The organism is Lentzea sp. NPDC004789 (genome assembly GCF_053601075.1).
In genome coordinates, this window is sequence record NZ_JBSGBE010000014.1 from 180094 (window position 1) to 200481 (window position 20388).

Here is a 20388-nt window from a genome sequence, read left to right on the forward strand (position 1 = left end):
GGCGGCCAGATGTGGCCGGTCGGCTGGCCTGTCGCATCGCCGGTCTCGCTGTGATCGTTTTCCTCGCCGGACGACGGAGGGGAACGCGAGGGTGTCAGGCGAGATCAACTGGGAGGCGTACAGCCACCAGCAGCTGCATCGGATGCTGTGGCAGGACGCCGATGTCGCGGACGTGAGCACGGTCGCCGAGGAGTGGACGCGCCACCGCGAGGCGCTCGACACGCACGCCGCGGTGCTGAAGGAACAACGGGCCGCGCTGCTCGACACGTGGCACGGCGAGGCCGCGGAGGAGGCCGCCGCCAGGCTGACGAAGCTGGCCGAGCGGATCGAGAGGATCGGCGCGTTCGCGGCGGCGGGCCAGCGGGCGGCGCAGGAGGCGGCGGACGCACTGGCGGCGGCGCGGGCCGCGATGCCACCGCCACCGGAGCCGACGACGCCCGCGTTCGCCGCGCCGTTCACGCCGTCGGGGACGACCGGGCCGGGAGGGCCGGCGGGGGCGCCGGCTTCGCTCGCACTGCCGGCCGCGCCGGAACCGCTCACGTTGCCCAGCGCGTCGGCCCCGTTCGCGCCCGCGCCGTTCTCGCTGCCGAGCGCGCCCGCCCCGATGACCCTGCCCATCGCGCCCACCACCCCGGCGAGCGCCACCGGCGGCTTCTACTTCTACTTCGGCGCCGTCTCAGCCGACCAGCAGAAAGCCGAAGCCGTCCGAGCGATGCAGACCTACGAGCAGAGCCTCAACGGCAGCGGCCGCCTGATCGACGACGCCCGCGGCACCATCCCGCAACAGCAGGCGGCCCCACCGGCCCGGACGGCGACAACGGCCCCACCACTGAGAACACCCAGCTCGGGCGGGGTGCCGTGGGAACGCCTGGTGGGAGGCGCGCGCGGCCCGGTGGTCACAGCGCCGGTCAGCCAGCTGACCCCCGGCATGCGCGCCGGAGTGATGGCCGGCCACACGATCGGCCCGATGGCCACCGGCTCACCGGTAACCGAGACACGACAAGGCACGCCGAACGGCTCGATGGCGCCGCACGGGACGAGCGCGCGCAAGGACGACGACCAGGAACACGAGAACCAGATGCCCACGCTCGACCACGGCCTGTTCGTGGTGAACGACCGGGTGTCGCCCGCAGTCATCGGGGAGGAGCAGTGACCGGCTACGAGGTCGCACCGGACGGGCTGCGGGACCGCGTCAGGACCCTGACCAGGCTGGCCGAGTTGACCGGTGATCTGGTGGCGACCGCGGGCCGGCTGGCGCAGCGGCAGCCGTTGCTCGGCACCGCGCCGCCCGCGCAGGACCTGTCGGGCCGGCTCAAGGCGGCGGGCGAAGGGCTCGCGGGTGAGGTGGGTGCGGCCGAGCGCGAGCTCCGGGCGTTCCGGCAGATGCTCGCCGAGATCGGGACCACCTACACCGAGACCGACGCCGAGCAGGCGCGCAGGGCGGCGCGATGATCGCGTTCGACCTGGTGGAGATGGATCTGCTCGCCACGCACGCCGGAGTGCGCTGGCCGTTTCCGCTGCAGGTGCCGTCGTTCGGCGTGCAGGCCTGCGAACGGGCCGAGCTGCTCGCCGAGGCGGGGTACGGGCTGCAGCAGCGCGGGCTGGCCGAGCCGCACGGGCCGATCGGCATGGCCGCGGAGCTCGTCACGGCGTTGCGGGAGCACCGGGCCGTCGTGGACCTCGTGGTGCCGGAAACCAGAGCGGTGGCGATGGTCTACGGCGACGACGCGGTCGTGTGCACGCAGTCCGGCAGCACCGTGCGAGCCGTGCACGTCGAGGCCGAGACGCTGGGGGACGAGCTCGCGCAGCTCGTCACCGAGCTCAAAGCCGCGCAGATCATGCCGATCACCCTGCCGCCGGGCGTCGCGCACGGCCTGGACGTCACCGGGCACGGGCAGGCCGGTGTGGTCCGGAACGGCGAACGACGCGAAGTGTCCTGGTTGGACGGTGTGGGCGGGCGGGTCAGGGTCGACCTGAGCAGTGACGGATGGGTCAGCGTGAACCCCGTGCGGCACCACGACCTGGTTCGCGCAATTGGTGAACTCGCCGCGGAAGCGCGGGCGTAGGAAGAGGGGGAGAAGTGGATCCAGCACAGTGGCTGGCGGACTACCAGGAACGCCTGGAACGGGTGGCGTACAGCGCGCGGTCGGCGAGTGCGAGCCTGGCCGAGGTCGGGGCGAGCGCGACCTCGCCGCGCGGTGAGGTGACCGTGACGGTCAACGCGGGCGGTGTGCTCGGCGACGTCGCGCTCACGCCCGCGGCGCGCAAGCTCGACGTCGACACGCTCGCGATGCTCATCGTCAGCACCGCGCGGGAGGCGCAACGCCTGGCGGGTGCGCGCATGGCCGAGGTGATGGCGAGCTACCTCGGTGAGAGCGACGCGCTGCACCAGATCACCTCGCACCTCCCGGAGGCCGTGCGATGACGTTCACCGTCGACCACGAGCAGCTGCGCGGGCACGCCTCGACGCTCGCCGGGTACGCCGACCAGCTCAACGCGACCGGAGCGGGGCTGCCCACCGGACTCGGCCAGGAGGCGCTCGGCTCGTTCGCCCAGTTCCTCACCGCCGGGCTCGGCAGCGCGATGCAGGACACCCTCGACGCCTTCACGCACGTCGGGTCCACAATGGACAAAGTGGGCGAGGGGCTGCGGCAGACCGCCGACCTGTACCAGCGCACCGACGACGACAACGCCGCCGCCGTGATCGGAGCCGCTCGATGACCACCGCGACCGCGACGGACGCGGGCACGATCACCGCGCTGCTCAACGAGCTCCGCACCACCACCAAGGCCGTCAGCGGCGACGGGTGGCTGACGCGGGACCTCGCGAACACGCCCAGGGCGGACCTCAGTGAGCTGGGGTCGAACGGGAAACCGTTGCAGGCACTGGACAGTGCGGGCGTCGGCTTCCTCACGCCGATGATCTCGTTCTTGGAAGAGCCGCTGAACCAGCTCAAGGGCGACCCGGACGGCGTCGGGCGGGGTTCCGGCGAGTTCGAGAAGGCCGGGCAGCAGGCGACCGCGCTCGCCCAGGACTACCAGGGCAAGGCCGCGAGCGAGACCAGCGGCTGGTCCGGGCAGAGCGCGACCGACTACGCCAAGACCGGCAAGCAGCTCGCCGACGGCGTGCTGTCCGTCGCTGAGACCGCGTTGACCAGTGCCACCGCGCTGATCAAGGCGGGCCAGGTGGTGGCACAGGTCGTCGCCGAGGTGACCAGGCTGATCAGCGAGGCGGTCGGCAAGATCGTGCCGATCATGACCGAGGCGGTCGCCGCCGCCCCGGCCACGTTCGGGCAGAGCATCGCCGTGGCGATCCCGCAGTGCGTGCAGATCGCCGCCGACTGCGGCGCCCGGATCGCGGCCAAGCTAGGCGAGCTGCTGGCCAGCGGCGAGAACCTGATCAAACTCGTCGAGGGCGCGCAGGCCGTGCTCAAGGTCGTGAAGCAGGCCCTCTCGGTCATCGGCGAGCAGGCGCAGGGTTCGGCGAAGCTGCCGACGGCGAAGACTCAGGCCAAGGTCGACCAGAACTCCAGCTCGTAGGCCTGCAGGAGGCGGCCGTAGCGCCACGCGTGCTTCGGCTGCCAGCCCGCGTCCAGCGCCGCCTGGACGGCCGCGATCGCCCGCTCCTCCAGCTGCGGGGCGGGCGTCGCGAAGAAGTCCACGAACGCGCACGCCTCGTCGTCGAACCCGTAGTGCTCGCGCAGCCCCTTCGCCATGCGGGCGCAGTAACCGCCCCACGCGGTGAAGTTGGCGAGGATCGCGAGGATCACGTCGGTCGGCTCGCCGTTGAGCGCCATCCACGCCTGGTACGCGGGGTAGGCCTGACAGCCGGGGAAGGGCTCGTAGCTCTGGAAGTCCTTGGCGGACATGCCCGCCGCCCTCGCGAGCGGCTCCAGCATCGGCAGCACCAGCTCCTCGCCGCCCGCCAGCAGCGTGAAGAACGCCCGCGCGTTCGGTTCCTGCGCCTTGGCCGCGAGAGCGAGGAATGTTCGCCAGTCCGACGACACGATGTGGTTCTCCTCGGCGGCGAACGTGGCGATCACCGCGCGCGGAGCCTGTCCGGTTTCGATCAGTTTGACCACGAGGTTGTCGTGCTCACCGGGGTGCAGCTCCGTCCGGATGCGCGTGACCAGCTCTTTTGCGTTCATGGGCCACGATTCTTCCGCACCGCAGAAATCGTTCGCCAGCGCGGCGGGTGTTCGGTCACCATGTTTTCTCGTGGCTGAACACACCTACCGAGTACTCGTCCGCGGCCGCTTCGCCGACCTGACCGACGACCAGCGCGCGCACCTCAGGGAGCACCTGCTGGGCTTCGACTTCCTGCGCGACGGCGGGTTCAGCGAGGAGGGCGCGCTGTTCTTCGACGAGAAGCTCGACTTCTTCAGCTACCGCGTGATCCTCACCGCCGAGAAGGACGCGGCCGACGCCGGACTGCGGCGCGCGACCGCGGCCATCGACGCGTTGGGCGTCGACTACCGCGGTCTGCGCGCCACCGTCACCGACATGGACGAGATGAAGATCAACCGGCCGAAACGGCTGGCCTGAGCGGAACTTCGAGCACCTGCGCGGCGTCCAGGGCCAGGTCCTCCCGGTACATCCGGGAGATCACCTGGACGCCGGTCGGGAGCCCGTCCCGCAACCCGGTCGGCACCGCCACCGACGGCACCCCGACGAACGACGACGCCTCGCACAGCCTCATCGCCTCGTAGTAGGCGGCGAGACTCGCAACGTCGCGGCGCTCCTGGTCCGGCTCGAACGACGGCGTCGTCGAGACCGGCCCGACGATCACCGGGTAGCGGTCGAGCAGCCGTGCCCACTCGCGCTGGATCGCGAGCCGGGTGCCGGTGAGCGCGAGGAACTCCGCCAGGTCCAGCCCAGGGCGGAGCTGCAGCATGAGCTTGGCATAGGCCGAGACGTCCGCACCGGCGAACGCCTCGAACTCCGCGAAGCCGAGCGCGATGGTCGTGGCGATCATCCGGATGCCCAGCGTCGCCGCCTCCTCCAGCCGGGGCAGTTCGACCGGTTCGACCTCGTACCCGGCGTCCACCAGCCGTTTCGCCGCCTCCTCCACGACCGGGTCACCCGGCACGTAACCGGCCGCCCGGCGCACCGGCTCACCTGCCGCCGGCACCGGCACCGCGCGCGGATCGGCCGGATCCGCGCCGCACAGCACCGCGTGCACCCGCCGCAGGTCGGCGACGGAGCGGGCGAGCGGGCCCTCGACCGTCATGACCTGCGTCGGGAACGACGGATCCGGCTGGCCGTAGGTCGTGCCCTGCGGATATCTGCCGTAGCTGGGCTTCAGCGCGCAGATGCCGTTCAGGAACGCCGGCAGCCGCAGCGAGCCACCACCGTCGTTGCCGATCCCGAAGTGCACCATGCCCGTCGCGACCGCCACCGCGTCACCACCTGAGCTGCCGCCGGGCGACTTGGTGGCGTCCCACGGGTTGATGGTGTGTCCGGCCAGTTCGCTGTACGTGTGCATGCCGCGGGCGTTCAACGTCGGCATGTTCGCGTGCGCGATGGGTGTCGCGCCCGCGGCCCGCAGCCGTGCCACGACCGGTGCGTCGGCGGTCTTCATGTTGGCGGCCAAGGACTTCATGCCGTGCGTGGTGGCGGCGCCGGCGACGTCGATGTTGGCCTTGACCGAGAACACCAGGCCGGCGAGCGGGCCGGTCGCCTCGGCGGGAACGTCGAACACGGTGGTCAACGCGTTGTACGCCGGGTTCAAGGTTTCGATGATTCGCAACTGCTCGGTGAACATCCCCATGCTCCAGTCTATGCGAACCGGGGCACGGGGATGCACACCCGAAAACCACTCAGCGGAACGCCGTCAGGCGCGCACGATGTAGTCCGCACCTCCGCCACCGCAGCCGTTGCGGTCGGAGCGGCTCACCTTGAACCCGGCGGGCAGCGTGGAACCCCAGCAGATCCACATGTCACTGCGGGCGGTCTCGATGTAGCGGCCCATCCCGCCGCACCCGTTCGGGTTGAGCCGGACGATCACGTAGGGCGAGGGAATGGGGGACCCGAGGCACGTCCACATCCCGTTGCGGGCGGTCTCGATGTAGCGCCCCATCCCGCCGCACCCGTTGGGGTTGAGCATGGTGATCACGTACGGCTCGGGCAGAGGGGAACCCTGACAGGTCCACATGCCGTTGCGGGGGAGCTCGATGTAGCGCCCGACTCCGCCACAGCCGTTGGGGTTCAGCATGGTGATCACGTACGGCTCGGGCAGCGGGGAACCCTGACAGGTCCACATGCCGTTGCGGGGGAGCTCGATGTAGCGCCCGACTCCGCCACAGCCGTTGGGGTTCAGCATGGTGATCACGTACGGCTCGGGCAGCGGGGAACCCTGACAGGTCCACATGCCGTTGCGCACGGGTTCGACGTACATCCTCCCGCTGGTTCCGCAGCCGCCGTTCGGGTTGATCATGGTGACCACGTGGCCTGCCGGGACCGGCGCGCCGACGCAGATCCACTGCGCGGCGGCCACCGATGGGCCGTCCGCCTGTGCCGGCACTGCTTCGAACGCGAGAAGTCCCAGCAGCACAGCGAGCCCGGCGACAAGTCGACGAATCAAGGAACACCTCTTCCTGGTCCTCACAGCGGAATCTCACGCTAATCTCCGTCCCGCTGGCCGAGGTACCGCCGAAGTGATCGTTCGTCTGGACCATGTGGCACAACGATCTTCGAGGATCGTTATGGGTAGTTCGCCAGGTAGGCCTCGGTAGATCCGTTGGTCACCCTGCCTCCCGAGTTGTTGATGATGTGCTCGATGGTTCCCTTGCCTCCCAACGAGATCGTCACCATGCTGTGGAACCTCACCCCCGGCGTCTGCGGCACCTCGAACGCCCGGTCGGCCACCACGCTCGGGTTGGCGTTGGCGAAGATGTAGCTGCCAAGCCCCCACGCCTCGTGCGTCGTGACGTTGTCGGCGACCTTGTACGCCGCGTAGCCGCGCGTGGAACCGTTCATCCACGCCGCCTGGTTCGGTGCCTCGTACGGCATCTCGTTCTGGTAGAAGTAGGTCCGGCCGCCCTGGCCGTTCCAGATGGTCTGGTACTTCTGGTAGTGCTCCACGAAAAGGCCGTACATCGTCACGTTGCTGCCGTTGACGATCAACCCGGTGTCGGCCCGGTTCACGTCCCAGCCGACGCCGTCGCGGTGGTCAGCGCGCCACAGCCAGAGGTGGTCGCCGATCACGTCGGAGGAGTTGACCACCAACGAGGTCGTGGCCCGTCCGACCGCCGAACCGCCGATGCGCACGAACAGGTCGTGCACCGACGTCGGATTGGCCTGGTGCCGTGCCGAGCTGCCCGGCGCACCGATCTGCATCAGCAGCGGCGAGTTCGTCGGTGCCGCGTCCAGCAGCAGGCCCGCGACCTTCACGCCATCCACATCGGACACGTCGATGGCCATGTTCCCGTTGGTGGGCATGACGGTCGCGAGACCCAGGCCGAGCACCACGGTGTCGGGGCGGGTGACCCGGATCGGTTCGCTCACCTGGTGGACGCCCGGCGTGAGCAGCAGGTGCTTGCCCGCCGCGAGCTGCTGGTTCATCGTCGCGGCCGACGTGCCCGGCTTGGCGATGAAGAAGTCCGACAACGGGATGTTCGTGCCCTGCTGCTGACCGCTCGCCCACGTGGTGCCGCTGGTGTTCGTGCGCAGCGACGGGACGAACACGCTGTACTTGCCGTTCGCGTCGATGTTCAGGAACGGCTTCTCGCGCACGACAGGGGTCTGCGCGACCGTCGTGTACGGCGGCTCGGGGAACGTGTTCGCCGGTGCGTTGCGCGCGCCGACGAAGACCATGTTCCAGTTCTCGCCGGTCCACGAGCCCCACTCGGTGTTGCGCGACAACCACTGCTGCTGAGAACCCGAGCGGACCTGGCCCGTCACCGCGGAGTCGGCCAGGAAACCGCCGCTGGACCAGCCGCCGTCGTCGAGCTGCATGTTGCCGTAGACGTGCGTGCGGCGCATCGCGGACGCCTGCGACACCGCCCACGTGTTGGTGCCGCCAGGAGGCCTGATCGCGAGGTTCTCCGCGCCGCGCCAGAAGTTGTGCGTCGCATTGCCCTGGAACCAGTCGGCCTCGACGTGCACCTGGCCGTTGATCGTCACCTGGTCCGGGTTCAGACCGAGGCCGAGGACCTGGGTGAAGAAGCCGATGTTGACGTCGACGTTGTACGTGCCCGGCTTGAAGAAGATCGCGAACCGGCGCGGGTCGTACTGACCTTGCTCCTGCTGCCGGAAGACGTCGTTCAGCCGCGCCTGGATCGTGCCGGCCGGCATGGACGGGTCGAAGATCAGCACGTTCGGGCCGAAGTCCGGCTGACTGGGGTCGGGAGGCGTGCCGGTGCCCAGCCGGAACGCCTGGGCGTTGGTGCCGTTGCAGGTGTACTGCACCAGCTGGACGTCGTTCGTGGTCGCGCCGGGCACGTCGAGGCACTTGCCGCTGTGCCTGCTCACGAACCGGTAGGTGTCGGTACCGACCTGTTCGGGGCGCCACTGCTGGTTGTTCGCGCTGAACGACTGCCACATGTGGATCAGCGCGTTGTCCGCTGTGGACACGTTCGAGACGTCCCACACCGAGCCTTCGCCGACCGTGAAGTAGCCGTCGCTCGTGGGGGTGAACTTCCAGGTCTGGCCGGTGCAGTTCTGTTGGCGGAGCTGTGCGCCGTTGGCCGTTCCCAGCGACTCAACGCACTTTCCGCTGCCGACGTTCGTCACCTGATAAGCGGTTCCGGGCACCACGTCGGCCTGCGCCGCGACCGTCCACACAGGAGCGATCGCTGCTGCTGCCAACGCTGCCACCAGCAGGGGGATTCTCACGGCTCACAGGGTGGGGGCGTTTTGTTGCCACCGTCAACGAACCTGCCTGTTTCCGGTCGAGTTCCGGTATTGACAAATCGATTTGTCAAATGAGAACGTGCTGGGCGTGGAACTGTCGCCGCTGCGCCGGTCGCTGCTGGAGCTGCTGAAGTCGCCCGCCTCGGCGACCCAGCTCGCGGCCGCGCTCGACCTGCCGCGGCAACGGGTCAACTACCACGTGCGCGCGCTGGAGCAGGCTGGTCTCGTCGAGCTGGTCGAGGAACGTCAGCGCCGCGGCTGCGTCGAACGGGTGCTGCGCGCCCGGCCCGGCCGCGAGATCGCCGCGGACGTGCAGGACCAGTTCGCCGCAACGCATCTGGTGTCGGTGGCCTCCGGTGTGGCGCGTGAGGTCGAGCGGATGTCGGGCGCGGCGGCCGATGCCGGAAAGCGTTTGCTCACCTTCACCGTGGAGACGACGGTCCGCTTCGGCGCGCCCGGCGACGTCCACGAGTTCACGAGCGACCTGGCCGAAGCGGTGCGGCAGGTCGCGTTGAAGTACGACACCGAGTCAGGCCGCCCGTACCGGGTGGTCGCGATGGGTCACCCGGGAGTGTCCGATGAGCGATGACGGCGTGCGGGTCGAGATCACCGTGGCGGCACCGGTGGACGAGGTGTGGCAGTCGTTCCGCGACAAGCAGAAGATCCTGCACTGGCACGGCTGGGAGTACGACGGGCTGGAGCAGGAGATCGACGGCACGTTCTTCACCGATGCCGAGGAGACGGGCTCGCACACGTTGTCCCTGCACGGGCACGACACCTTCACGCTGACGCCCGTCCCGGAAGGCACGCGGGTGGTGCTGACGCGCGCGCCCAAGGGCACGCTGCCGGAGTGGGACGAGTACTACGACGACATCACCGAAGGCTGGATCACGTTCCTGCACCAGCTGAAGTTCGCGCACGAGGTCCAGCCCGGCGTCGCGCGCCGCACGGTGTTCTGGCCTGCCGCGGTCGACCTGGGGGTGGTGGGCAGACCGTTCTTCGAGTCGGCTCACCAGCGCGGTGTCGTGGTCGGGGAATGGGGGCCCGGACTGCTGATCACCTCGCCGAAGGTGACCGTTGCGACGACCTACGGTATGACCGACGACGAACTGGAGATGTTGCGCCAGAAGGGTGATGCGTCGTAATGGACCCATTGAAGATCCCGATGTGAGAACGTGGGCTACGAGTACGATGTCTTCCTCAGCTACACGCGCCGAGGCGGTGGCGACGTGTGGGTGCGGGACCACTTCTACCGGGCGCTGCGAGAGTGGCTCGACAACGAGATGGGCGTGCAACCCCGGATCTTCGTGGACTGGAACCAGGAGACCGGGGTCGCGTGGCCGGACAACCTGGAACGCGCGCTGTTGCGCTCGAAGGTGATGGTCGCGGTCTTCTCGCCACCGTACTTCCGGTCGGAGTGGTGCGTCGCCGAGTGGGAGAGCATGCTCGAACGCCATCGCACGCTCGGTTACGGCACCGCCGACCACCCGCGGCACCTCGTGCTGCCCGTCCGCTACGCCGACGGCAGGCACTACCCGCCGGAAGCGCAGGCCGTGCAGCAACGCGACTTCACCCCGTGGAACAAGCCGTTGCCCTACGAAACCTACAGCCGGTCAAAGGACTACGAGCACTTCTACGCCGCGGTGCAGCAGCTCGCGAGCGAGGTGGCCGAACGCGTCGAGGACGCGCCACCGTGGGACCCGACGTGGAAGGTGGTGCGACCGGCGCTCGACCCGCGGTCGCTGCCGCCCGGCCCGTTGCCGAGGCTGTGAGGGCTGCCGTGATCGTGACGTTCTACTCCTACAAGGGTGGCGTCGGCCGGTCCTTCTGCCTGGCCAACGTCGCCGTGCAGCTGGCGCGCTGGGGCAACCGCGTGCTGTGCGTGGACTTCGACCTCGACGCACCTGGGCTGCACGAGTACTTCCGGCCGCACCTGTCGAGCCTGCACGACGGCGGGCTGGTCGAGGTGATCACGGGCGAGGCCGACTGGGTCGACGTCGTGGAACCGATCGCCGTACCGGACACCGAGGACCTGTCGCTGCTGGCCGCGGGCGCGATGGACGCCTCGTACCCAGACCGCGCCCAGGCGCTGTCGTGGCCGGAGCTCTTCGCCGACCACGACCTCGGCTGGCGGTTCGAGCGGATCCGCGAGGAGTGGAAGGACACCTTCGACTACGTGCTGATCGACAGCCGCACCGGCATCACCGACATCGGCGGCATCTGCACCGCCCAGCTGCCGGACGTGCTGGTGCTGTGCGTCGCGCCGAACCGGCAGAACCTCGACGGCACGCTGGACGTGGCCCGACGGGCGGCGCTCGCCCGCGACAGGCTGCCCTACGACCGGGACGGTCTGCTGTACCTGCCGGTGGTGTCGCGCTTCGACAGCAAGGAGGAGTACGAGCGGGCGCGGTCGTGGCGCACCACGATGGCCCAGGAGTTCGCGCCGCTCTACGCGAGCTGGCTGCCCAAGGACCAGCACGACGACCACCCCGAGCTCGGCCTGGTCGAACGCACCACCGTGCCCTACCTGCCGTACTGGAGCTTCGGCGAGGAGATCGCCGTCCTCGACGAGCGCAGCGGCAGCCCCGACTCGGTCTCCTACTACATGGACAACATCGCGGCGTTGCTCGCACATCGGCTCGCGGACGCCGACGTGTTGGTGAGCAACCGCGACACCTACGTGTCCGCGGCTCGGGAACGCGGTCGGCGCGACTCCGGTCAGGGGTTCGCCTACGACGTCCTGGTGCACGGGACGTCCGAACGGGCCGTGGAGATGCACGACCAGCTGGTCAGTCTCGGCGTGCGGGCGGTGCGGGGCCGTTTGGCGAAGCCCTCGGCGGTGCGGCACTTCGTGATCGTCGACCAGTCACCTCATCTCCCCAGCCTGCGGGAGATCTTCGACCAGGTGCAGCACGACACCGGCCGCCTGGTGATGTTCGCGGGCCCGGCGTCCGACCAGGTCTCCTCCGCCGTCGGTGTGGTGATGGCGGTGCCGGAGCAGGACATGGGACCGCACTGGGAAGGCGTGCTCGTCTCGGCCGCGCGGGTGCTGGAGTCCCAGGGTGACCTGGCCGCCGCCCACGCCCTGGCCGGTCGTGCGCTGGAGGTGGCGAGAGTGCCGATCCAGGCCTCGCTGTTGCGCGGTGAACTGGGCTGGGAGCTGGCCCGTGCCGGGCAGGCAGAACTCGACCTGACCCGTGTGCTTGATCTCGCGCAGTCGGATTCTCCCGAAGCACAACGCGCTCACCGGCTGCTCGGTGAGATCTACCAGGACGGGGACCTCCTTCCCGACGCGATCCACCACTTCGAGGCCGCACTTCGTGGCGGAGGAGATCAGCGGGAGAAGGCACTGGCGTACCGGGGTCTCGCCCGCATCGAGCTGCGCTCCGGGGAAACCGACGCGGCGCGGCGGAATCTGGTGGCCGCGCGGAAGCACAGCGCCGGCGACGTCGTGCTGGAGGCGCAGGTCGCGTTCGAGCTAGGGTCGATGCTGGTCGACAGCGGCGACTTCGAGGAGGCGGGCCGGCAGCTCGTCGACGCGGTCGAGTGGAACACGTTGCCGCTCGACGACCAGGTCATCGCACTGCGCCAGCTCGCCTACCTGGAGAGCGTCGCCGGCCGGCCACACGGGGCGGAGGAGTATCTGCAACGCGCACGTGACCTGCCGGTACGACCAGAGGACACGGTCGACATCCTCATCGAGCTCACGCGGATAAGGCGTGACGCCTACGGCGTCGGGTCGGCCATCTCCGCACTTGAGTCGGAAGTGTTCGAGCACCGCGACTTCGTCGGCTATGCGAGGCTGGGGGAGACGTTGGGCAATCTCCGGCTCGAAGCCCACCGGCCGGACTCCGCGGCGGAGGCCTTCATGAGCGCACTGGCGGTGTTCCGCCGCCACGGCGACAGGGCGGGAGAGGTGAGGGCGTTGATCGGACTCATCGCGGCCGATCCCGCGCGCTCCAACGTTCGCCAGGAGGAGGCGCGGCGGTTGCTGACCAAGCTGCGGGGACCGGAAGCCGACCTGCTGTGGCGTCAGCTCGACGCCGCGGACCCGAAGTAGCGGGTCAGGAAGTCGTTGCGGAACACACCCTTCGGGTCGTGCTCGCCCAACAGCGCCTTGAACGCGTCCCACTGCGGATAGCGCGCGGCCAGCAGCATCGGCGGCACCGTGAAGAGCTTGCCCCAGTGCGGCCGCGGCGCGATGGCCTCCTCCAGGCGGGGGAGCAGGGCGAGCACGGCCGGGGTGTTCGGTACCCAGGTGAAGTGGATGGCGAGGCTGTCGCGGTCGGCGGCCGGGCTGAGCCACTGCGGTTCGGCCGAGATCGTGCGGATCTCGCAGGCCTGGACCAGCGGCGAGATCACGGTGGACATCTCGGCCAGGGCGCGCAGGGCCGTGACCGCGCGGGTGCGGGGCACGAAGTACTCGGTCTGCAGCTCGTCGCCGACGGACGGGGTGAACTCGGCGCGGAAGTGGGGTAGTCGCTCGTGCCACGGGCCGGGCACGCCGCCCTGGAGGGTGCAGCGGGAGGCGGGCTGGCCGGACACGGGGTGACGAGGGCCGTCGGCGGGGCGGCCGGGGAAGCGGAACGGCGGGTCGCCCACCCGGTGCTTCACCCACAGCGTGGCGCCGCCCTGCCAGTCGATGAACGCGCTCACGCTGTAGGCGCCGTCGAAGATCTGTTCGAGCTCGACCAGCAGCGTCGTCCAGGCGACGTCCTCGTAGACGGTCTGCGCGACGTCGAACGCCGGCACGACGTCGAGCGTCACGGCGGTGACCACGCCGAGCCCGCCCATCGACACCACGGCACCCGCGGACGTCAGCTCGACGACCGAGCCGTCCCCGCGCATGACCTCGACCGACCGCACCGCACCGGCCAGCGAGCGCGCGCCGGAACCGTGCGTGGCCGTGGCGACCGCGCCGGCGATGGTGATGTGCGGCAACGACGGCAGGGTGTGCAGCGCCAGGCCCGCGTCGTGCAGCCGCGGCGAGAGGGCGGCGAGCGTCATGCCCGCACCGACCCGGACCGTGCGGCCCGACACCTCGAAGACCTCGGGCATGGCCGCGAGGGACACCAGGGTGCCCGAGGTGTCGGCGACCGGGCTGAACGAGTGCCCCGAGCCGACGACGTGCACGGCGTTCGAGCCGCGGACGATCGCGCGGAGGTCGTCGGCCGAGGTCGGCTCGACGACCTCGGTCGCGGTGAACGTGACGTTGCCGGCCCAGTTGGTCGTCATACGGACACGGTAAGCGCCGAGGCGAGCAATCGTCGTGTGTAGGGATCGCGTGGCGCGGCGAAGACCGAGGTGCCCTCCTCGACGACCCGGCCGGAGTGCAGGACGGCGACCCGGTCGGCCAGGTGCTGCACGACGGCCAGGTCGTGGCTGATGAACAGGCACGCGAACCGCAGGTCGCGCTGCAGCGAGAGGAAGAGTTCCAGCACGCGGGCCTGCACGGTCACGTCCAGCGCGGACGTGGGCTCGTCCGCGATCAGCAGGTCCGGGTCCAGCGCGATCGCCCGCGCGATGCCGACCCGCTGCCGTTGCCCGCCCGACAGCTCGTGCGGGTAGCGGTCGCGCAACGACGACGACAGCTGCACGGCGTCCAGCAGCTCGTCGACCTTCGCCGTGAGGGCCTTCCCGCGCAACGCCGTGTGCAGCGACAACGGCCGGGCGATGGACCTGGCGATCGTGGCCCGCGGGTTGAGCGACGACTGCGGGTCCTGGAACACCAGGCCGATCCGGCCGCGGTCGGCCCTGCGCAGGGCCGAGACCTCCTTGCCGGCCACCGTGATCCCGCCGGTGTAGCGCACGAGCCCCGTGACGGCGTTCGCGATGGACGACTTGCCGGAACCGGACTCGCCGACGAGGCCGAGGGTCTCGCCGCGCCCGATCTCCAGCGACACGTCGGAGACGGCCTGGAACTTGCCGTACGACACGGACACACCGGAAAGCCGCAGCACCGGTTCGGCGGCGGGACGCGCGGGCAGCTCGCGGGAGTCCAGCGACAGCACCGAGTCGAGCAGCGTCCGCGTGTACGGCTCCCGCGGCGACTCGAAGACCTCCCGCACCGCACCGGTCTCCACGACCCGGCCCTCGTTCATCACGACGACCCGGTCGGCGAGGTCGGCGACCACGCCCATGTCGTGCGTGATCAGCAGGATCGCGACCCCGAGCCGGTCCCGCAGGTCGCGCAGCAGCCCGAGGATCTCGGCCTGCACGGTCACGTCCAGCGCGGTCGTCGGCTCGTCGGCGATCAGCAGCGACGGTTCGTTCGCCACCGCCATCGCGATCACCACGCGCTGCAGCTGCCCGCCGGACAGCTGGTGCGGGTAGGCCGTGAACCGTTCCTCGGGCAACCCGACGAGCTGGAGCAGCTCCAACGCCCGCGCGCGAGCCTGGGAACGCGAGACCGCGCGGTGCACCCGCACGGCCTCGACGATCTGGCTGCCGATGGTGAAGACCGGGTTCAGGGCGCTCATGGGCTCCTGGAACACCATGCCGACCTCGTTGCCCCGCACCTCGCGCAGCTCGTCGGGGGACAACGAGTACAGGTCCCGCCCGCGCAGCAGTGCCCGTCCGGACACGGTGGCGGACGGTGGCAGCAGGCCCAGCAACGACATCGCCGTCACGGTCTTGCCGGAGCCGGACTCGCCGACCACGGCGAGGACCTCCCCGGCGGTCAGCGAGAACGAGACCTCGCTGACCGCCGGGGTGCCCGAGCCGAAGTCCACCGAGACGTCCTCGACGGACAGCAGCGGTTCACTCACTTCGTCAGACCAACCTGCAGGTAGTTCGGGTAGGCGGGGAAGTCGGCGATGAAGAAGTTGCCGACCTTCGAGCCGTGGATGAACGAGTTGCGGGTGTAGATCAGCGGCACGACCGGCGAGTCCTGCAGGATCCGCTTGTCGATGGCGGCCCACTTCCGGCCGGCCTCCGCCGGGTCCACTGTGGACTGCGCCTCCTCGATCAGCTTGTCCACCTCGGGGTTCGAGTAGCGGGAGAGGTTGTAGCCGCCGTTGCCGATCTCCGAGGACGCGAAGAGCGGCTGGATGTTCGCGTTGGCGCTGGGGAAGTCCGGCTGCCACGACGAGAGCGTGATGTCGTAGGTGGGGTTGGCCGAGAGGTTCGTCTCGGTCTCGTACGCGTCCTCCTCCAGCGACCGGATGTTGATCTTGATGTTGGCCTTCGCCAGCGCCGCCTGGATCGCCTCGGCCTTGTCGGTCTGGTTGTTGGACTTGTTCAGCACCAGCTGCAGGTTGTCCAGGCCGTTCGGGAAACCGGCCTCGGCGAGCAGCTGCTTGGCCTTCTCCGGGTCGCCCTCCGGCTTGGTCGGGTAGAGGTCGAACTGCTCGCGGCCCTCGATGCCCTGCGTGATCAGCGTCGAGGCGGTGTCACCGGCGAGTGCGGCGGTGCCGGCCGACGCGACCTGGTAGGCGGCCTTGTTCACCGCGTACTGGAACGCCTGACGCACCTTGACGTCGTTCAGCGGCGCCTTCTGCGTGTTGAGCGCCAGGTAGGCGACGGCACCCGACTTCGACGTCACCACGCGCGACTTCGCGGACGGGTTCGCCTGCAGCTGCGCGAGCTGGGCCGGGGAGACGAACGAGGAGCCGAACGCGAACTTGTCGTCACCGGAGTCGGCGGCGAGGCGCTGCGAGACGACCGAGGCGTCCTGGCCGAGCTGGACCACGACCTCGTCCGGCAGCCCGGCGCGGACCTGGTCCTTCGCGGGATCCCAGTGGGTGTTGCGGGAGAGCTTGACCTCCACGCCCTTCTGGTAGCTCGCGATCTGGTACGGGCCGGACGCGATGGCGTGCTCGGCGTAGTCGGCCTCCGCGCCCTTGCCCTTCGGCACCGGCGCGAACGCGGGCGTCGAGGCGACCCACGGCCAGTCGCCGTACGGGCGGGACAGCTTGAACGTGATCGTCTTCGGGTCGGGCGTCTCGATCGAGTCGAGCTCCTTGCCCTCGAACGGGCCCTTGTAGTCGAGGCCGCCGACCAGCAGCGCCTTGTGGTAGCCGAGGCCACCGCCGAACGCGGGCGCGAACGACCGCTCGACACCCCACTTCACGTCCGCGGACGTGATCGGCGTGCCGTCGCTGAACTTCAGCCCGTCCTGCAGGGTGAACGTCCACGTGCGGCCGTTGTCGGTGGTCTTGCCGGTGTCGGCGAGGTCGGGCACGACCTTGGCCGGCTGCCCGACGGCGTTCTGCCAGCCGGTCAGCCTGCGGTGCACCAGGGCGAGCGTGGTGATCGCGAGGTTCTGCGACTTGGCCGGGTCGAAGTTGATCGTGCGCGACTCCGACAGGATGCGCAGCGTGCCGCCCTTCTCGGCCTTGGCGGTGCCACCGGAGGGTTTCTGGTCGTTCGCGCCACAGGCGGACACCCCCAGGGCGCCGAGCAGCACGACGGCAAGAAGTCTCTTGCGGTACAACGGACTTTCCTCCCTCAGGTGAGCCGTGCTCGCGGGTCGAGCACGCCGTAGGACAGGTCGACGACCGCGTTGGCGACGACGACCAGGAAGCCGGCGAACAACGTGCAGCCGAGCAGGGTCGGCAGGTCACGGCCGTACACCGCCTCGATCAGCAGGCCGCCCAGGCCCGGCAGGCTGAACACGCGTTCGGTGATCACCGCGCCGCCCAGCAGCGAGCCGAGCTCCAGCCCGGTCAGCGTCACGACCGGCAGCAACACGTTGCGCAGCGCGTGCTTGCCGACGACGGTCCGCTCGGCCACGCCCTTGGCCCTGGCGGTGCGGATGAAGTCCTCGTTCATCGTCTCGATCATCTGGGTGCGGGTGAGCTTCACGTAGTGGGCGCCGTGCGCGAACGCGAGCACGCACCACGGCAGGACCAGCCCCCACGCCCACCGCACCGGGTCCTCGCTGAACGGGGTGTAGTTGCCCACCGGCACCACGTCGAGCTTGAACCCGAACACGAGGATGCCGAGCAGCCCCACCAGGTACACCGGCGCGGACACGCCGATCACCGACGCACCGAGCGCGGCGCGGTCGAACCACGAGTCCTTGCGCAGCGCGGCGAACACACCGACACCCACACCGAGGACCACCCACAGCACCGCCGCGCCCACGGCGAGCGAGACCGTCACCGGCAGCCGGTCGCCGATGAGGTCGAGCACGTCGGCGTTCTGCCGGAACGAGTAGCCGAAACACGGTGCGGCGCAGTGGATCGCGGTCGCGCCGCTGCCGAACGTCCTGCCGGTGAAGATCCCGCCGAGGAACGTGAGGAACTGCTGCCACCACGGCTCGTCGAAGCCCATGAACTCCCGCGCCAGCGCGAGGTTCTCCGGCGTGCACGGCTTGCCGCACGCCATCAGGGCGGGATCGGACGGCACGAGGTAGAAGACGACGAACGTGCAGAAAGCCACGATGAGCAGCACGAGTGCCATGCCGCCGACGCGCGTGGCCGCGTACCTGAGCGAGATCACGGCTTCTTCCCCCACCTCGGGTCGAGCGCGTCCCGCAGCCCGTCGCCCAGCGCGTTGAAGCCCCAGGTGACCCCGAACAGCGCCAGTCCGGGGAACAGCAGGTAGGCCGGGTCCACCGCGACCCACTCGATCGCCGAGCTGATCGACCGGCCCCAGCTCGGCGTGGGCGGCAGCACGCCGACGCCGAGGAACGACAGCGCCGCCTCCAGCCCGACCTTGCCCGGCACCGACAACGTTGCCATGACCAGCACCGGACCCCACAGGTTCGGCAGCAGCTCGGTGCGGAACACCTCCCACGGCGACGCCCCGAGCGTCCGCGCGGCCTTCACGAAGTTGCGCTCCTTCAACGTGAGCACCTGCGCCCGCACGATCCGCGCGGTCGACGGCCAGCCGAAGAACCCGATCACCACGATCAGCAGCAGCGCCCGCGGGAACTCCACCGGCACGACCGCGCCGAGCGCGATCATGAACACCAGGTACGGGAAGCCCAGGAACACGTCGGCGCTCCAGACGATCACCCGGTCGACCCAGCCGCCGAGGTAGCCGGCGGCCGCGCCGATCAGCACGCCGAGCCCGATCGACACCAGCGTCGCCGCGAGCCCGATCAGGAACGACGTCCGCGCGCCGTGCACCACGATCGCGAACAGGTCCCGGCCGGTCAGCGGCTCGACACCGAACCAGTGCTCACCGCCGACGCCGCCGAACGGCCCGGCGGGCAGTCCGCTGGCGGGGTCCAGCGCGCTCGCGTCGTAGGTGTACGGGTCGTGGCCCTCGATGGCGGTGAGGACGTCCGCGAAGATCGCGACCAGGCCGATCACCACGACGGTGACGGTGCCGATCAGGGCCCAGCGGTCGCGGGCGAGCACCGACCGGATCGCGGCGGGCACCGACCGCGCGACAGGAGTGGACAACGGCGTGACCTGCTTCTGTGGGAGCTCTTGATCAGACGGGCGAACAGTAGGCCGATCGGGTGGTCGTGGTCTGCCGCGTCCACCAGGTGAGAATCTGTTACTGCAATCGTTTCAGTGTCGACCAAAAGAAATTGCATCGCATGGCACGGTTGACTGTCGTGGGACCTGACAACGACATACAGCAGCTCCGACAGATGTCCGGACTAGTGACGCCGATGACACTGAGAGTAGCGGTCACCCTGGGTCTTCCGGACCGCCTTCACGAACAGTCCGCGACCGCCCGCGAACTCGCACCCGAGCTCCAGGTCGATCCGCTCGCGCTGGACCTGCTCCTGGCGCACCTGGCGACCCTCGGTGTGGTCGAACGGACCGACGACGGCTACCGCACGACCGAGTTCGGTGCGCACCTGCGCGCGGGTGCGGGCAACGGCCTGAACAACCTGCTGCACCACGACTCCGCCGCCGGCCGCGCGCACCTGGCGTTCGTCGACCTGCTCCACAGCGTCCGCACCGGCGAGGCCGCCTACCCGGTGCGCCACGGCCGGGACTTCTGGACCGACCTGACCGAACGGCCGCACCTGCGCGCGGCGTTCGACCGCCAGATGAACGACCGCATGCGCGGCTGGATCCCGCACGTCGTGGCGAACTTCGACTGGTCGCGGTTCGGCTCGATCGTCGACGTCGGTGGCGGCCACGGCAGCCTGCTCGCCGCGATCCTCGACGCGAATCCTGGCGTGCGCGGTCACCTGGTCGACCTGGAGGAGACCGCGGCCGGTGCGCGTGAGCTGCTGCGCCGGTTCGGTGACCGGGCCGAGGTGACCGGGGGCAGCTTCTTCGACCCGCTGCCCACCGGCGGTGACGCCTACGTCCTGTTCGACGTCCTGCACAACTGGGACGACGAGCGGGCCCGCCGGATCCTCGCCCGCTGCGTCGAGGCGGCAGGTCCGGACGGCCGGGTCCTCGTCGTGGAATCCATCGGAGGTCTGACCGAGTTCGACCTGATCATGCTGGTGGACTTCGGCGGTCGCGACCGCAGCCGCGCCGAGTTGGAGGAACTGGCCTCGGCGTCCGGTTTGACCCTGGTCGGCGCAACTCGGGTGACCGATGAGCGCAGCGTGCTCGAATTCCGGAAACATCCGATCTAAGGTCGAGAGGCCGCCGCACGGACGAAGGGACTCCTG

At 69.8% G+C, this 20388-nt stretch carries 21 protein-coding genes; 12 read left to right on the forward strand and 9 right to left on the reverse strand.

From position 1 onward, the window contains the following. Positions 1-91: 91 nt before the first annotated feature. From ACWEIJ_RS29460 to ACWEIJ_RS29485, 6 genes are read left to right on the forward strand one after another with little or no spacing between them, the layout of a single operon-like run. Positions 92-1153: a hypothetical protein gene (locus ACWEIJ_RS29460; RefSeq protein ID WP_449840494.1), complete on the forward strand. Its 1062-nt coding sequence runs from the start codon at positions 92-94 to the stop codon at positions 1151-1153. After that, positions 1150-1452 (forward strand): hypothetical protein, encoded by a 303-nt coding sequence (locus tag ACWEIJ_RS29465; RefSeq protein ID WP_449840495.1) that lies wholly within the window; start codon positions 1150-1152, stop codon positions 1450-1452. The genes ACWEIJ_RS29460 and ACWEIJ_RS29465 overlap by 4 nt, the downstream gene beginning before the upstream one ends. Then, entirely contained in the window at positions 1449-2066 is a 618-nt protein-coding gene (locus ACWEIJ_RS29470) for an ESX secretion-associated protein EspG (RefSeq protein WP_449840496.1), read from the forward strand. The genes ACWEIJ_RS29465 and ACWEIJ_RS29470 overlap by 4 nt, the downstream gene beginning before the upstream one ends. A gap of 14 nt (positions 2067-2080) precedes the next feature. Continuing rightward, positions 2081-2425 carry a YbaB/EbfC family nucleoid-associated protein gene (locus ACWEIJ_RS29475; protein ID WP_449840497.1) on the forward strand — a complete coding sequence of 115 codons (345 nt, stop codon included), beginning with the start codon at positions 2081-2083 and terminating at the stop codon, positions 2423-2425. Further along, a complete protein-coding gene (locus ACWEIJ_RS29480; RefSeq protein ID WP_449840498.1) occupies positions 2422-2721 on the forward strand; it encodes a type VII secretion target in 300 nt (99 codons plus the stop codon). The genes ACWEIJ_RS29475 and ACWEIJ_RS29480 overlap by 4 nt, the downstream gene beginning before the upstream one ends. Beyond that, positions 2718-3539, forward strand: a complete 822-nt coding sequence (locus tag ACWEIJ_RS29485; RefSeq protein ID WP_449840499.1) for a hypothetical protein — start codon at positions 2718-2720, stop codon at positions 3537-3539. The genes ACWEIJ_RS29480 and ACWEIJ_RS29485 overlap by 4 nt, the downstream gene beginning before the upstream one ends. Here ACWEIJ_RS29485 and ACWEIJ_RS29490 read toward each other — a convergent pair. After that, positions 3506-4147: a thiaminase II/PqqC family protein gene (locus ACWEIJ_RS29490; protein ID WP_449840500.1), complete on the reverse strand. Its 642-nt coding sequence runs from the start codon at positions 4145-4147 to the stop codon at positions 3506-3508. The two genes, ACWEIJ_RS29485 and ACWEIJ_RS29490, sit on opposite strands and share 34 nt — an antisense overlap. 70 nt (positions 4148-4217) lie before the next feature. Between ACWEIJ_RS29490 and ACWEIJ_RS29495 the strand changes: the two genes are divergently transcribed. Beyond that, positions 4218-4544: a DUF6204 family protein gene (locus tag ACWEIJ_RS29495; protein ID WP_449840501.1), complete on the forward strand. Its 327-nt coding sequence runs from the start codon at positions 4218-4220 to the stop codon at positions 4542-4544. On the opposite strand, the gene ACWEIJ_RS29500 is transcribed toward ACWEIJ_RS29495, so the two are convergent. The 3 genes from ACWEIJ_RS29500 to ACWEIJ_RS29510 all read right to left on the reverse strand — a co-directional run bounded on the left by ACWEIJ_RS29500 (position 4519) and on the right by ACWEIJ_RS29510 (position 8834). Beyond that, positions 4519-5769: an amidase gene (locus tag ACWEIJ_RS29500; RefSeq protein WP_449840502.1), complete on the reverse strand. Its 1251-nt coding sequence runs from the start codon at positions 5767-5769 to the stop codon at positions 4519-4521. The two genes, ACWEIJ_RS29495 and ACWEIJ_RS29500, sit on opposite strands and share 26 nt — an antisense overlap. Before the next feature lie 63 nt (positions 5770-5832). Beyond that, a complete protein-coding gene (locus ACWEIJ_RS29505; RefSeq protein WP_449840503.1) occupies positions 5833-6582 on the reverse strand; it encodes a hypothetical protein in 750 nt (249 codons plus the stop codon). A 119-nt stretch (positions 6583-6701) separates the two neighbouring features. Next, the gene (locus tag ACWEIJ_RS29510) at positions 6702-8834 is read right to left on the reverse strand and encodes an RICIN domain-containing protein (protein WP_449840504.1); all 2133 of its coding nucleotides are present in this window, start codon (positions 8832-8834) and stop codon (positions 6702-6704) included. 106 nt (positions 8835-8940) lie between these two features. Here ACWEIJ_RS29510 and ACWEIJ_RS29515 point away from each other — a divergent pair, with 106 nt between their 5' ends. Genes ACWEIJ_RS29515 through ACWEIJ_RS29530 form a run of 4 tightly spaced genes read left to right on the forward strand, consistent with a single transcriptional unit; the run spans position 8941 to position 12912 of the window. Continuing rightward, positions 8941-9441, forward strand: coding sequence for an ArsR/SmtB family transcription factor (locus ACWEIJ_RS29515; protein WP_449840505.1), 501 nt, complete (start codon positions 8941-8943; stop codon positions 9439-9441). Continuing rightward, a complete protein-coding gene (locus ACWEIJ_RS29520) occupies positions 9431-9997 on the forward strand; it encodes an SRPBCC family protein (protein ID WP_449840506.1) in 567 nt (188 codons plus the stop codon). The genes ACWEIJ_RS29515 and ACWEIJ_RS29520 overlap by 11 nt, the downstream gene beginning before the upstream one ends. A 30-nt stretch (positions 9998-10027) precedes the next feature. Next, complete coding sequence (locus ACWEIJ_RS29525) at positions 10028-10624, forward strand: TIR domain-containing protein (protein ID WP_449840507.1); 597 nt, start codon at positions 10028-10030, stop codon at positions 10622-10624. Positions 10625-10632: 8 nt separating this feature from the next. Next, positions 10633-12912 carry a KGGVGR-motif variant AAA ATPase gene (locus ACWEIJ_RS29530; RefSeq protein WP_449840508.1) on the forward strand — a complete coding sequence of 760 codons (2280 nt, stop codon included), beginning with the start codon at positions 10633-10635 and terminating at the stop codon, positions 12910-12912. On the opposite strand, the gene ACWEIJ_RS29535 is transcribed toward ACWEIJ_RS29530, so the two are convergent. Genes ACWEIJ_RS29535 through ACWEIJ_RS29555 form a run of 5 tightly spaced genes read right to left on the reverse strand, consistent with a single transcriptional unit; the run spans position 12885 to position 19207 of the window. Next, positions 12885-14087: an FAD-binding protein gene (locus ACWEIJ_RS29535; RefSeq protein ID WP_449840509.1), complete on the reverse strand. Its 1203-nt coding sequence runs from the start codon at positions 14085-14087 to the stop codon at positions 12885-12887. The genes ACWEIJ_RS29530 and ACWEIJ_RS29535 overlap by 28 nt on opposite strands. Next, complete coding sequence (locus ACWEIJ_RS29540) at positions 14084-15619, reverse strand: ABC transporter ATP-binding protein (protein ID WP_449840510.1); 1536 nt, start codon at positions 15617-15619, stop codon at positions 14084-14086. The genes ACWEIJ_RS29535 and ACWEIJ_RS29540 overlap by 4 nt, the downstream gene beginning before the upstream one ends. Then, a complete protein-coding gene (locus ACWEIJ_RS29545; RefSeq protein WP_449840511.1) occupies positions 15616-17286 on the reverse strand; it encodes an ABC transporter substrate-binding protein in 1671 nt (556 codons plus the stop codon). The genes ACWEIJ_RS29540 and ACWEIJ_RS29545 overlap by 4 nt, the downstream gene beginning before the upstream one ends. A gap of 14 nt (positions 17287-17300) precedes the next feature. Beyond that, positions 17301-18296, reverse strand: a complete 996-nt coding sequence (locus ACWEIJ_RS29550) for an ABC transporter permease (RefSeq protein ID WP_449840512.1) — start codon at positions 18294-18296, stop codon at positions 17301-17303. Next, positions 18293-19207 carry an ABC transporter permease gene (locus ACWEIJ_RS29555; RefSeq protein WP_449840513.1) on the reverse strand — a complete coding sequence of 305 codons (915 nt, stop codon included), beginning with the start codon at positions 19205-19207 and terminating at the stop codon, positions 18293-18295. Before ACWEIJ_RS29555 ends, ACWEIJ_RS29550 begins: the two co-directional genes overlap by 4 nt. Positions 19208-19401: 194 nt before the next feature. Between ACWEIJ_RS29555 and ACWEIJ_RS29560 the strand changes: the two genes are divergently transcribed. Further along, the gene (locus ACWEIJ_RS29560; protein ID WP_449840514.1) at positions 19402-20352 is read left to right on the forward strand and encodes a methyltransferase; all 951 of its coding nucleotides are present in this window, start codon (positions 19402-19404) and stop codon (positions 20350-20352) included. Positions 20353-20388: the final 36 nt, after the last annotated feature.